Source organism: Nocardia arseniciresistens (assembly GCF_046764875.1).
GTDB lineage: Bacteria > Actinomycetota > Actinomycetes > Mycobacteriales > Mycobacteriaceae > Nocardia > Nocardia arseniciresistens.
Genome location: NZ_JBKORD010000024.1, coordinates 26,147 through 38,579, shown reverse-complemented (window position 1 = coordinate 38,579; position 12,433 = coordinate 26,147). Strand labels below are relative to the sequence as shown.

Annotated in this window: 13 protein-coding genes; 2 read left to right on the top strand and 11 right to left on the bottom strand. The window is 66.0% G+C overall.

Features of this window, described 5'->3' with window-relative positions:
* Positions 1–38: 38 nt before the first annotated feature.
* The 9 genes from ACLMAJ_RS34055 to ACLMAJ_RS34015 all read right to left on the bottom strand — a co-directional run bounded on the left by ACLMAJ_RS34055 (position 39) and on the right by ACLMAJ_RS34015 (position 8,904).
* Positions 39–1,070 carry a lysophospholipid acyltransferase family protein gene (locus tag ACLMAJ_RS34055; protein WP_412017997.1) on the bottom strand — a complete coding sequence of 344 codons (1,032 nt, stop codon included), beginning with the start codon at positions 1,068–1,070 and terminating at the stop codon, positions 39–41.
* Positions 1,067–2,140: an NAD-dependent epimerase/dehydratase family protein gene (locus ACLMAJ_RS34050; RefSeq protein WP_412017996.1), complete on the bottom strand. Its 1,074-nt coding sequence runs from the start codon at positions 2,138–2,140 to the stop codon at positions 1,067–1,069. Before ACLMAJ_RS34050 ends, ACLMAJ_RS34055 begins: the two co-directional genes overlap by 4 nt.
* Positions 2,141–2,490: 350 nt before the next feature.
* Positions 2,491–2,592: a 30S ribosomal protein bS22 gene (locus ACLMAJ_RS34045; RefSeq protein ID WP_003402602.1), complete on the bottom strand. Its 102-nt coding sequence runs from the start codon at positions 2,590–2,592 to the stop codon at positions 2,491–2,493.
* 169 nt (positions 2,593–2,761) lie between these two features.
* On the bottom strand, positions 2,762–3,049 hold the full coding sequence (locus ACLMAJ_RS34040; RefSeq protein ID WP_412017995.1) for a helix-turn-helix domain-containing protein: 288 nt from the start codon (positions 3,047–3,049) through the stop codon (positions 2,762–2,764).
* A 159-nt stretch (positions 3,050–3,208) separates the two neighbouring features.
* Positions 3,209–4,027, bottom strand: coding sequence for a pyrroline-5-carboxylate reductase (gene proC, locus ACLMAJ_RS34035; protein ID WP_412017994.1), 819 nt, complete (start codon positions 4,025–4,027; stop codon positions 3,209–3,211).
* Positions 4,028–4,049: 22 nt separating this feature from the next.
* A complete protein-coding gene (locus ACLMAJ_RS34030) occupies positions 4,050–4,934 on the bottom strand; it encodes a thioesterase family protein (protein ID WP_412017993.1) in 885 nt (294 codons plus the stop codon).
* 151 nt (positions 4,935–5,085) lie between these two features.
* Entirely contained in the window at positions 5,086–5,961 is an 876-nt protein-coding gene (locus ACLMAJ_RS34025) for a sugar phosphate isomerase/epimerase family protein (protein WP_412018071.1), read from the bottom strand.
* 142 nt (positions 5,962–6,103) lie between these two features.
* Positions 6,104–7,873, bottom strand: coding sequence for an ABC transporter permease (locus ACLMAJ_RS34020; RefSeq protein ID WP_412017992.1), 1,770 nt, complete (start codon positions 7,871–7,873; stop codon positions 6,104–6,106).
* Positions 7,870–8,904 carry a Ppx/GppA family phosphatase gene (locus tag ACLMAJ_RS34015; protein ID WP_412017991.1) on the bottom strand — a complete coding sequence of 345 codons (1,035 nt, stop codon included), beginning with the start codon at positions 8,902–8,904 and terminating at the stop codon, positions 7,870–7,872. Before ACLMAJ_RS34015 ends, ACLMAJ_RS34020 begins: the two co-directional genes overlap by 4 nt.
* Before the next feature lie 119 nt (positions 8,905–9,023).
* Between ACLMAJ_RS34015 and ACLMAJ_RS34010 the strand changes: the two genes are divergently transcribed.
* Positions 9,024–9,851, top strand: a complete 828-nt coding sequence (locus ACLMAJ_RS34010) for a DUF3109 family protein (protein ID WP_412018070.1) — start codon at positions 9,024–9,026, stop codon at positions 9,849–9,851.
* A gap of 69 nt (positions 9,852–9,920) precedes the next feature.
* A complete protein-coding gene (locus ACLMAJ_RS34005; RefSeq protein WP_412017990.1) occupies positions 9,921–10,250 on the top strand; it encodes a hypothetical protein in 330 nt (109 codons plus the stop codon).
* A 61-nt stretch (positions 10,251–10,311) separates the two neighbouring features.
* On the opposite strand, the gene ACLMAJ_RS34000 is transcribed toward ACLMAJ_RS34005, so the two are convergent.
* Together ACLMAJ_RS34000 and ACLMAJ_RS33995 are read right to left on the bottom strand one after the other, a co-directional pair.
* Positions 10,312–11,001: a response regulator gene (locus ACLMAJ_RS34000; protein WP_412017989.1), complete on the bottom strand. Its 690-nt coding sequence runs from the start codon at positions 10,999–11,001 to the stop codon at positions 10,312–10,314.
* Positions 10,998–12,233: a sensor histidine kinase gene (locus tag ACLMAJ_RS33995; protein ID WP_412017988.1), complete on the bottom strand. Its 1,236-nt coding sequence runs from the start codon at positions 12,231–12,233 to the stop codon at positions 10,998–11,000. The genes ACLMAJ_RS34000 and ACLMAJ_RS33995 overlap by 4 nt, the downstream gene beginning before the upstream one ends.
* Positions 12,234–12,433: the final 200 nt, after the last annotated feature.

Genomic DNA, 12,433 nt, shown 5'->3' with positions numbered 1-12,433 from the left:
CAGGGCCGCGAACACGCCGCGCCCGCGCGGCCGACAACTCAGCCGGTAAAGGGATTGCGGCGCTTGGTGAGCAATGTGTAGAGGGTCTGCTGGATGGTTTCGCGTACCTGATCGGTGACCTCGAACATCGTCATCGGGTCGTCCGCGGCTTCCGCCTCGTAGCCGGTGGTCGAGATGGGTGTGCCGAACTCGATGTACCACTTGGACGGCAGCGGCACCGCGCCGAGCAGGCCGAAGTGCGGGAACAGCGGCGTCACCGGGAAGTACGGCAGGTTGAGCAGCCTGGCCAGTGGCTTGATATCGGCCAGCTTCGGGTAGATCTCCTCGGAACCGACGATCGAGCACGGGATGATGGGCGTTCCGGTGCGCACCGCGGCGGCGACGAAGCCTCCTCTGCCGAATCGCTGCAACTTGTAGCGGTCGGCGTATTGCTTGCCGACGCCCTTGAAGCCCTCGGGGAACACACCGGTCAGCTCGCCGGAGCGCAGCAGCCGTTCGGCATCGGGCCGGCAGGCCAGGGTGTGGCCTGCCTTGCGCGCGAGCGAACCGAGGACGGGCATCTCGAAGATGAGGTCGGCGGCAAGCAGCCGCAGCGCACGCTGCTTGGGATGTTTGTCGTGGATCGCCAGCTGCAACATCAGTCCGTCGAGCGGAACCGTTCCGGCATGGTTGGCCACGATCAGCGCGCCGCCCACCTCCGGGATGTTCTCCATTCCGCTGACCTGCACCCGGAACCACAAATCCGACATCGGACGCAGCATGGGCAGAATAAGCGATTCGAGCAAGTGCTCGTCGAAGCCGAACTCGTCCACCGGGTAATCGCCGGTGAGCCTGCGCCGCGCGAAATCGGCGGTTTTGCCGATCTGCTTGCCGACGGCTCCGCGCAACATATCCGACAAGGATTGCGGCGGTGGGGGCTCGGTCGCCGCGAGACGTTCGGTCAGCGAGGTCACCTGGCCCGGCGTCGATTCACCGATCGTCGGTTCCGGCCAGCGGCGCGGGGTCGGACGCGGCGGACGCGCCTCGATATTCACGTCGTGGAGCTGGATGACCTTCGCTACATCGTTCATCGTTGCACTCCCGTACCGGCCCCGAGCAGGCCGAGCAGTTTCTTTTCTGCGACATCGATCCATGCGGGATCGAAGACGGGCCGCGACGCTGCGCCCCCAATGAAGTCGTCGAACGCCTGCACCGTCGTCCAGCGCGGCACGAACCCGAGTTCGGTGCGCATGCGGGTGGTGTCGAGGCCACATCCGAAATGGAAATAATCGAGTTGTTCGCCGCTGAATTCCCGCATGACGGGGTCCATCAGCATGCGTCCCGCCGTGCGGAACACCATGAACGGGACCGGAAGCTCGATGCGGCCTGCGCGCCGCACCGCCTGCGAAAGAGCAAGAGCGCCATCACCCGCAATATTATAAGCACCGACTGCCGCCGACTTTGCCGCATGCGCCAAAGCGGCGACGGCATCTTCTTCGTGCACCAGCTGCATCCTCGCATCGCGGCCGAAAACGGTCGGTGCGACCGGCGAACGCAAATATTGCAAACCACGTCCGGCCAGCCGCGGACCGACGATCGGCGCGAAACGCAAAATTGCGGTCGCCATATCGGGACGACGCCGAGCGAGCCCGCGAACGAAGCCTTCGATTTCGATCACGTCGCGCGCAAATCCACCGCGCGGCGGTATGTGCGCGCTCATTTCTTCGGTAAATTTCGCGGGATCCTTCGCGCTGCATCCGTACACCGCGGAGGTCGAGCGCACCACCACTCGCCGCACCGACGGCGACTTCTGACACACCGCGAGCAGCTGCATGGCGCCGAGAACGTTCAGGTCCTTCATCACCACCCTGCTACCACCGACAGGCGGACGCGCGAGCAGTGCGGCATGCACGACGGTGTCTACCTGGCTGCCATCGATTACCTTGCGGATCAACGGATTTCGAATGTCGGCACGGACGAATTCGGCGCGGCCCATGCGGCGGGAGAGCTCGCGGCTCGGCGTCATGGTGTCGACCGCGATGATGCGTTCGATGCCGGGATCCTGCGCGAGCCTTGCCACCACATTGCCGCCGAAGAACCGGCTCGCGCCGGTGACAAGCGCGACCCTGGGCGTGCGTCCGTCTCTTATCTCAGATCCCACTGCTGCACCGGATCCCAACTCGACAGCCCCCCGGGTTCATTTAATGCGGTTCCAGCCTAACCGCTGCTGTACGACGCGCCGAGAGTATTAACCAGGTTCTAACAATGACTTCAATCACCGGAAACCCGAACCGTTTTCAAACCCGAGCGTTTCAAAACGAAAAGCCCGCCATCTGATAGATGACGGGCTCCTCAGCTAACGCTGACCGTTTCGAGCGACCTGCAAAGCAGACGCTACGGACCGTTTCGAGCGACCTGCAAGCAGACGCGACAGACCGTTTCGAGCGACCTGCAAGCAGACGCTACGGACCGTTTCGAGCGACCTGCAAGCAGACGCTACGGAAGCGCGGCTTACTTGCCGAGTTTGCGCCGCTGAACGCGGGTGCGGCGAAGCAGCTTGCGGTGCTTCTTCTTCGACATGCGCTTGCGACGCTTCTTGATCACAGAACCCATAGGGTCATTCCTCGCGTTCTCTCTACTCGGCGCGCACGTCAAACACGTACGCCGTACTCAGCGTCCGCGCCGCCGACGGCCACCGGACACCACGAAACGGTGCCACCGGCAGGCGAACACGAACCGAGGGTTCATCCTACCGGGGCACCCTGAGGCGAATGAAACCGCCTCATCCAGCGTCGAAGTAGGACGTCTCCAGGTAGTCGTGCACCGCTTTGGCATGCACCCGGAACGAACGACCGACTCGCACTGCGGGTAGTTCACCCGAGTGCACGAGCCGATAGACCGTCATTTTGGACACCCGCATCAAATTAGCTACCTCGGCGACAGTGAGGAACTGAGTGCCGCCACCGAGCACGGGTTGCACTGGAGATGCCGAACCTTGCGACCGGGAACTTGCCCGGCTGCTGGATGGTCCGGAGCCGCCAGGCGACGTCCCTGAGCTATTCGCAGACATCTTGTGAGACATCATTGCACCATGACCTCCGGCACGCCCGCGCCGCCGGCTTCCCCACCGGCGGAACAGACACGCACGTGCTACTTGAAGCTTAGCGGGACCAGTGGGATTACTGCGACGGGTGTGAGAAATAAGGTTCGCTCAAATGGAACCGACCGGTCACTCCACGGACCTGCCCTGTTCCGCCGACCGTTGCTTGGCCGCGTGTAGCGCCTCCATGAAGGCCGAACGGACCCCGCTCCGCTCCAGCTCACGCAGCGCCGCGGCGGTGGTGCCCGCGGGAGATGTCACAGCGGCACGCAGTTCCACCGCGCTCTGCTCGGCGTCGTCGAGCAACGCGGCGGAACCGACCATGGTCTGCACCACGAGCTGGTTCGCGACGTCCCTGGTCAGGCCGAGCCCGACGGCCGCGTCCACCATCGCCTCGACCACCAGGAAGAAGTACGCGGGTCCGGAACCCGAGACCGCGGTGACCGCGTCCATCTGCGACTCGGCGACGGTCACCACCTTGCCGACCGACGCGAGCACGGCGGTCACCTCGGCCAACTGCTCCGGCCTGGCATAGCGCCCCGGTGCGAGCACGCTCATGCCCTGGCCGACCAACATCGGGGTATTCGGCATTACTCGCACCACGGGGAACCCGGCGGGCAGCTTGGCCTCCAGCCGTGCGGTCGGCACCCCCGCCGCGAGCGACACCAGCACCTGATCCCGGTCGGCGTCGAGTTCGGCCTTACCGAGCTGGGTCAGCACGGTATCGACATCACCCGGCTTGACCGCGATGACGAGCAGATCCGCGCCGACCACCGCATCGGCCACCGAACCGGTGACCCGCACGCCGAACCGATCGGCGATCAGCGCTGCCCGATCCGCGTGCGGCTCGACGATGACAATGTCCTTGACGGCTCGACCCGACTCCAGCAACCCGGCGACCAACGCCTCACCGATGCGACCTCCACCGATCACCGCAATTCTCGTCATGGACGTAAAGGTTAACCGTCGCTCAACGTTGCGGAATCAGCGCCAGCTGGCGGCTTTGCGCGACAACCGCGCCGGTGGAATCGAGGATCAGCTGATCTTCGTCGAACATGCGGCCGCCGACCTCATGCGTGGTCGCGATGATCCGCAGCCAGCCGGGGGCGGGCCTGCGGCGCAGATAGGTCGTCATCTGGACCGTCGGCGCCCAGCCGAAGTGCCCGAGGTTCATCGGAACCGGCGGGCTCATGTCGGCGGACATCATCGCGAAGTACATCGAGACGTCGGGATCCCGCTGATCACCCGCGCGCGGGCGCATCCACAGCCGCAGCCGTGGTTCGGCCTGCTCGCCGTCGAGGAACCTGGCCCACGCGCGGTCGATGTAGAGTTCCGCGCCCTTGCCGACGTTGACGATGCTGCCCATCGCCGAGCCGGATTCGTAGCCGACGGCGTCGGCTGGCGGCTCGGCGGGCATATCGCCGTGCTGTTGCGCGTACAGGGGATCGGCGTCGTCGAGGTGGCCGAAGGTGAAGGCGGTCCGGACCAGGTTGCGCCCGTCCTGGATCAGGGTCGTGTCGGCAAGACAGATCTGGCGGCCGACCTTGCGGATGCGCACCTCGTACTCGACCTCGCCGGGCACCGGGGCGCCGAGGAAGTCGGAGCTCGCCGCGATCGGGGCCATCGCGGTCAATGCCGAATCGGAGGCGCGCAGCCAGTTCGTTGCGGCCGCGGCGCTGGCCGCGACCATGGTTCCGCCGTGCACTTTCTTGCCGACGGTCCAGATTTTGTCGATGGTGCCCAGGTAGCGGCCGGTGCCGGGGGTGGTCGCGGACAGTTCGGTCAGCGCGCAAACGCGGCTGAACGGTGCATCGGTCTCGGTGTCCCGCTCGAGGTCCACGGTCAGCTCCGGCATCGTCACTCCTGTCGTCCATGGGCCGCGTCGGCGGGGTTCGGCGGCTACCGAGGAGCGGTGCCTGCCCGATACGCGGCGTTCGTACAGCGTAGAACGACCGGGTTCGACGTCCGCATTCCCCTCGGGTGATGGGTATCGGCGAACGAACTCGTCACACCTGGTTGGCATGGGTCGGCGTCGGCTCGGGAGCCGGAGCGACGCCGTTGAGATGCTGCCTGGCGAAGGCCAGCGTGCGGTGCAGCATTCCCGCACGGTCCGGGGTAGTGCGTGCGCTCTGGGTATTGATCTCGGCTACCGCGTGTCCGGAGAACCCGGTGCGCACCAATGCCTCACACAGCTCCACACAGGGTTGAGTGCCGTCACCGGGCACCAGGTGCTCGTCGTGCGCCGCACCGCGGCCATCGGCCAGATGCAGGTGCGCAAGACCCTGCCCCATCCGCGCGGCAAGCGCGAGTGGATCGGCACCCGCCGTCGCGGTGTGCGAGAGGTCGAGGGTGTAGTGCCGGAATCCGATGTCGGTCGGGTCGTAGGACTGGCTGAACGCGGTCACGCCAAGCCCTGGTCCGCCGCGCCGCTCCAGTCGCTTGGCCGAACCGGAGCCACGGCCGAACAAGGTGTCCGCGCGCATCGGGAACATGTTCTCCACCGCGACGATGACGGATCCGTGTTCCTCCAACTCGCCGACCTGGTCCGCGAAACCCTCCGCGTAGCGCCGCTGCCAGCGGAAGGGCGGATGGACGACAACGGCGCTCGCGCCGAGCGCCTCGGCGGTGTGCACGCTGCGCTCGAGTTTCGCGGCCGGATCCGAACCCCACACCCGCTGGGAGATCAGTAGACACGGTGCGTGCACGGCGATCACCGGCACCGAGTACTTGCGGGCGTATGCCTGCACGGTTGCGATGCTCTGGCTGGCCGGTTCGGCCCAGACCATCAATTCGATACCGTCGTAACCGAGTTCGGCCGCGTAGCGGAAGGCCGCCTCGGTGTTCTGTGGATACACCGATGCCGTCGAAAGGCCGACCAAGATCTGTCTGCGCCCCTGCGCACCCGCGAGTTCCCCCGGTGATCGGGGATCTGTTCGCACGCTCGCACCGAGCACGTCCTCGCCGACCGCACTTCCCGCCCGTGTGTCGTCCGCCTGCTCGATGTTCCCCACAGCAGCTCCCTACTCAGTTCGTACTGAGAAGAAAGGCTAGCGGGCCCAGGGTGACAAAGATGCCAACGACAACGGCGATCACGGTGCTGAGGATGTCGTCGGTTCTGCGCAGAATCCGCACCAGTGCCACAAGGCCGAGAATCACGATCATCGCAAGCGCGAGCGCCACCCAGGGGAGCATCTCCCACATCCGCTCGAAACCCTTGAACAACAACATTCCGGCGACTGCCGCGCCGGTGCTCTGCCCGCCGAGGATCATCCACTGCCGTCGGTTGGCGTCGTACTCCGCCTTCTCCGCCTTGCGCGCGATCCGGGACCGCAACGGCGACAAGAACCCCGCCCGCTCAGAATCGGGATCGTCGTCGAGGTCGTCCTCGTCGAAATCGTCCTCGTCGAAATCGTCCTGGGCGAGATCGTCCTGGGCGTTGCCGACCCCGAACGCTGGATAGACATCGGTGCGCCCGTCCATATCGCCGAGATCGACGACATCGAGCTGCTGCCTGCCGACGTCGCGTTTCGAGCGACCGCGCTTGCCTCGACCGTTCTCGCTTCTGCTCGCGCGCTCGGCCTCGGCTCGCTCGACTCCGTCGCGCAGCAGATCCCCCGCCACCGTCTGACCGGAAACGAGCTGTTGGTCCTGGCTGGCCAGCGACCATGCCGAGCTCGCGATCGGTTCGGGCGCGGGCTCGTCGTGCTGCGGGGGCTGGTTCGGGCGTCTTCGCGCCGACCACGCGGGCAGGCCACCGTCGGGAAGGCGGGATGATCTTCGCGGCGGCTCGGGCGGCGGCTCGGGGCTGGGGGCTCGGGTAGGCGCGTTCGCTCTCGACGTGGCCGCCGGCAACGGCGCCGACTCCGGTGCGTAGCCGTTGGAAGTCGGGGACCAAGGTGCGGTCGACGGGCCGACATCGAGGGCTTCCTCCGCGCGCCGGCGGGCCGCCCTTCCGGTGGGCGCCCCATTGTTGCCGGAATAGCCGTTGAGCGATCCACGATCCGGCGGCGGCTCGGCCCGGCCGAGGTCGCGCACCGTCCGTACTTCGGTGGCCCGTTCATCGGGCTCGTGCCGTCGCCTGCGTCCGGTGCGTCCCGAGCCGTGCGGCGCCGCGCCGTCACCGGAGAGCGGGTCGGGCGCGTAAGGATCGGCGGGCGAATAGGGATCGGCGGGCGCGTAGGAGTCGACAGGCGAATAGGGATCAGCGGGCGCGTAGGAATCGGGCGCCGCGGCGTAGGAGGACAACGGATCCGCGGGCGCGGCATGTCGCGACGAGGGCATGTCCCGACCCGGCATGACCCGATTCGAGCGCCCGGGCGCCGGGTCGGGCTCCCGCTGCGGCGCGGCGTAGTCCGACAGTGGGTCGTAGCGCGTGATCGGGCCCGACATCGGCGAATAGCTCGGCAGCTCGGGCGGCGCATACGAGACCGGTTCCTGCGCAGGCAATTCGAAGGCAGGCGGCTGGTAGGCAGCAGGCTCGTAGGCCGCGGGCTCGCGCGCCGCGGGCTGGTAGGACGAGGGCTCATACGCGACGGGTTCGTACGACGGCTCGTACGAAGACTCATACGCGGCGGGCTCATAGGACGGCGTATCGAACGCCGGTTCGTCGGGCGCGGCATGCGAGGAACGCCCGCCGTTGGCCGGGATGACCGGAAGGTCACCTGTCAACTCGGCGACCGAAATCCCACGACCGCTGCGCCGACGCCTGCCACCGCCACCGGAAGGCGCCGAACCCTGTTGACCGTTGCGGGCCAACAGCTCAGCGACCGATAGCTGTTTGGGGTCCTCACTCATGGCGACACCGTTTCGATCGGGCCCGATAGCGCGGCGCCACCCCCCGGTCCAGGCCTGCCGGTTTCGGCGGCCGGTCCCGGTGAGCTCGTCGCTCGGGGTCCACCGTTCATGTCGGTATCCAGTTTGCGCAGGATCAGCCCCTCGCGCAGTGCCCACGGACAAATCTCGAGGGTATCCAGCGATAGTGCCCGCATACTCGCCTCCGCGACCAATGCGCCAGCCACCAATTGCTGTGACCGGTCGGAACTTACGCCTTCCAATTCTGCGCGGTCCGACGCTGTCATTCTCGAGATGAAAGCAATCAGTTGGCGCAGGCCTGAGCTGGTGAGTGTACGGCGCACCCGCAGACCAGCAGAAGAGGGTGCCGCTCCGGTCAGCCGAGCAAGCGAGCGAAAGGTTTTCGATGTACCGACCGCGAGATCCGGCTTACCCGTGTCGAGCAGCTGTTTTGCCGGAACCACCAGCTCCGCGTCGAGCCAATCGCGAAGCACCGCGACCCGGCGCTTGCCCGGCGGATCCTCGCGCAACCACTCTCGGGTCAGTCGGCCGGCGCCGAGTTGCAGCGACAGCGCGAGATCGGGTTCCTCATCGCCGCCGCTGGTCATTTCCAGCGAGCCGCCGCCGATGTCGAGATTGAGAATGCGCCCCGCGCTCCAGCCGTACCAGCGGCGAACCGCGAGGAAGGTCGATCTTGCCTCGTCGACGCCCGAGAGCACCCGCAGATCGACGCCCGTCTCGGCACGCACCCTGGCGAGCACCTTGTCGGAATTAGCTGCCTCGCGCAGCGCTGACGTCGCGAACGCCATCAGCTCGACACACCTGGAAGTCTCGGCGATGCTGGCGAATTCAGCCACAGTCGCGATGAGTCGCTCAGCCCCCTCGACAGTGATCCGACCTGCGCTGTCCAGGTTCTCCGACAGCCGTAATGCCGCCTTAGTCGAGCTCATCGGCATCGGGTGGCCACCACGATGGGCGTCCACCACGAGCAGATGAACGGTATTGCTTCCGACATCGAGTACCCCAAGCCGCACAAGAACACGGTACTGGGTGAACCGGGGCTTTAGACCAGGCCACTGAACTGTTAGCGTCTCGAGGTGTGACGGTAGGCGCATCCGCGAGCGGCCCGACCAGGCCCCGACCAGCGGAGAAGATCGATCCGAGTCCCGAGGTCGATCTCGACTTCCCGCGTGAATGGATCGAGTTCGTCGATCCAGCTAACGACGAGCATCTGATTGCCGCGGATCTGACGTGGCTACTGTCGAGCTGGACGTGTGTCTTCGGCACACCGGCATGCCAGGGAATCCTCGACGATCGCCCGGATGACGGCTGCTGCTCGCACGGCGCTTTCATGTCGGGCAAGGACGATCGCAAACGCCTCGAAGGCGCTGTGAAAATGCTCACACCCGAAGACTGGCAGCTGATGGAAAAGGCCAGGAGCGTGGGCGGCAAGATCACCAAGAGGGGCTATCTCGAGGTCGACGAGCTGGAAGAGGAACCGGCGCTTCGCACCCGACGGTTCGACGGCGCGTGCATTTTCCTCAACCGCCCAGGCTTCGAGGGCGGCGTCGGCTGCGCACTGCACACCATGGCGCTGCGCAAAGGAATCGAGCCGCTGGAAGTGAAGCCGGACGTGTGCTGGCAGTTACCTATCCGGCGCACCATGGAATGGGTCGATCGTCCCGACGGCGTGCAGATCCTGCGCACCTCCATCACCGAATACGATCGGCGTGGCTGGGGTGCCGGCGGATTGGATCTGAAGTGGTACTGCACCAGCTCCCCCGACGCCCACGTCGGCGCACGCCCGGTGTGGCAGTCCTACGCGCCCGAGCTCACGGAGCTACTCGGCAAACCCGCGTACGAGGAACTCGCTCGGCACTGTAAGCGCCGACAAGGACTCGGCCTGATTGCAATTCATCCCGCGACCGTCCACGCCGACCGAATGAAGACAGACGCACCGGTTTCCGACCAACCGGAGTGAGGGTTTCATAGCGGGTGGTTCACCTGCACGCCATGCGCGCGTCACCGCCATACGGTTTGATGTGCGGTTATGTTGAAGAAAGCTGTCACCCTGACAACCATCGCGGTCGGAGCTGCCCTCGCTATGAGTGGCGCCGCGCACGCGGAACCCAATGGCGATCCGGCCAAATACGCCGATTTCACCGCCGACTTCCTGCCCGCCAACACCCCGGAGGCGATCAACGCGGCGAAGGACGGCAAGAACCTGGTCATGAGCCCGTACGGCACCACGCACACCATCGCTTGCCGCGGCACCAGCGCCGCCGACGTCTACGACTGCATGCAGGAGGACAGCCTCGGCTGGATCAGCCTGCGCAAGACCGACACCCCGGTGGGCCCCACCTGGCTCTACCTGCCCTAGGACGCGGCGGCGGGTTGTTCCGAGGTTGTCGGGGCCTCGGCCACCCGCCGCATGACAGGCCTCAGGCCTCGAGCTTGTAGCCCAGCCCGCGCACGGTCACCAGGTGTTCCGGCTTGGCAGGGTCACCTTCGATCTTCGAACGCAGCCGCTTGACGTGCACGTCGAGGGTCTTGGTGTCACCAACGTAGTCGGCGCCCCAGACACGGTCGATCAGCTGGCCACGGGTCAACACGCGACCGGAATTGCGCAGCAGATATTCGAGCAAGTCGAATTCCTTCAGCGGCAGGGTGACCTGCTTGCCGTTCACATGCACGGTGTGCCGATCGACATCCATCCGCACCGGGCCCGCTTCCAGCACACCGCTCTCGTTGCCGCCGTCGAGTTCATCGCCCGTGCCGCGCCGCAGCACGGCCCTGATGCGTGCGATGAGCTCACGTGCCGAGTACGGCTTGGTGACGTAGTCGTCGGCGCCGAGCTCCAGCCCGACCACCTTGTCGATCTCGCTGTCGCGCGCGGTCACCATGATCACCGGGACTCCGCTGCGGGTGCGCAGCTGCTTACACACGTCGGTACCGCTCATGCCGGGCAGCATGAGATCCAACAGCACGATGTCGGCGCCGGAGCGATCGAATTCGGCGAGCGCGGATGGTCCGTCACCGACCACGGTGACCTCGAATCCCTCCTTGCGAAGCAGGAACGCGAGCGGATCGGCCAGCGACTCCTCGTCCTCGACGATCAAAACACTCGTCATCTGCGTGCCTCCACACCGTTGGGTCTGCCAGGCCCCGAGGGGCGCTGGCTGATTTCTCTCATGCTCACCACGGAGCCGTCGACCTCTTCGTCGCTGTCGGCCTCGAGATGAGCGGGTATTCGCAAGGTGAACGTCGAACCGGTGCCCAACTTGCTCCACAGGGTGATCTCACCGTTGTGGTTGGCGGCTACGTGTTTGACGATAGCCAGCCCCAGCCCGGTACCGCCGGTGGCGCGCGAGCGCGCCTTATCGGACCGGAAGAAGCGCTCGAAAACTCGCTCTTGATCTTCCTTGGCGATACCGATGCCGCGATCGGTCACGGCCATCGCGACGTGGTCACCGCGCAGCGAACGACTCACCGAGACGTGCGACCCGGCGAGCGAGTAGGCGATCGCGTTCTCCACGAGGTTGGACAGGGCCGTGACCAGCAGAGTTTCATCGCCGAGCACCTCGAGGCCGCTGGGCCGGTCGGTGCTGACGGTGATGCCCGCCGCCTCGGCCGCGGTGCGCGAGCGATCGACCGCCTGCGTCACGATCGTGTCGACATCCACCACCTCGAGCTCGGGCAGCTTTTCCGCGCCCTGTAGCCGCGACAGCGCGATCAGTTCGGTCACCATTTTGCCGAGGCGCCTTGATTCGCCGAGCACGCGCTGCCCGAAGTGGCGCACTGCTTCGGGGTCGTCGACGGATTCGAGCAGCGCCTCGGCCAGCAGGCTCATCGCACCGACCGGTGTCTTGAGCTCGTGGCTGACATTGGCGACGAAATCGCGGCGAGTGGCTTCCATCCTGGCTTGCTCGGAATCGTCATCGGCGAACAGCACGGTGAAGCTGGTTTCCTCGCGCGAGAGCTGCCGTGCGACGCCGCGTACCGCGATCCGGCTACGGCCGGGCATGGGGTTCTTCGCGGTGAGGTCGAACTCGGCGGATTCGCCGGAGGCGAGCACCTTCTCCACCGCGGCCCACGCGCGTTCGTCGAGCATCCGGTTGCGGACGAGTCCGAGTTCCTCGGCGCGCGGGTTCACCAGCACCACGTCGCGATACTCGTCGACCACCGCGATGCCGCTCTCGGAGGCGAGCACGATCAGGTCGAGCACCTGCGACATGGTGAGCCCCGAATCGGCCTGCCTGCGCGCGGCCTGCCTGGCGTTCATGAACGGGATCAGTAGCCCGCCGACTGCCAGACCGACGACAGCCGCGAGGACTGCCAACAGAACGGCCTGCGGAACACTCACCCTTGAATCGTACGGTCGCCAACCGACAACCCAACTCTGGGTACGAGAAGTTTCACGCAGGTCATGGGCACTTCCTGTCGTGTTAGCCGCCCGTTTACGCGTTGTTGGGCATATGGAGGGCGGCGCACGCGGCGAGCGGTAATCGGTCATACCCGACGGGCATATCCACGGCACTATCAGGAGCTCTTGCCACCCTCGGT

Bases quoted from the DNA above. Each gene is read 5' to 3' on its own strand.
- ACLMAJ_RS34055 (WP_412017997.1), bottom strand. From the start codon at position 1,070: ATGAACGATGTAGCGAAGGTCATCCAGCTCCACGACGTGAATATCGAG.
- ACLMAJ_RS34045 (WP_003402602.1), bottom strand. From the start codon at position 2,592: ATGGGTTCTGTGATCAAGAAGCGTCGCAAGCGCATGTCGAAGAAGAAG.
- ACLMAJ_RS34040 (WP_412017995.1), bottom strand. From the start codon at position 3,049: ATGTCTGCGAATAGCTCAGGGACGTCGCCTGGCGGCTCCGGACCATCC.
- proC (WP_412017994.1), bottom strand. From the start codon at position 4,027: ATGACGAGAATTGCGGTGATCGGTGGAGGTCGCATCGGTGAGGCGTTG.
- ACLMAJ_RS34030 (WP_412017993.1), bottom strand. From the start codon at position 4,934: ATGCCGGAGCTGACCGTGGACCTCGAGCGGGACACCGAGACCGATGCA.
- ACLMAJ_RS34020 (WP_412017992.1), bottom strand. From the start codon at position 7,873: ATGAGTGAGGACCCCAAACAGCTATCGGTCGCTGAGCTGTTGGCCCGC.
- ACLMAJ_RS34005 (WP_412017990.1), top strand. From the start codon at position 9,921: ATGTTGAAGAAAGCTGTCACCCTGACAACCATCGCGGTCGGAGCTGCC.
- ACLMAJ_RS34000 (WP_412017989.1), bottom strand. From the start codon at position 11,001: ATGACGAGTGTTTTGATCGTCGAGGACGAGGAGTCGCTGGCCGATCCG.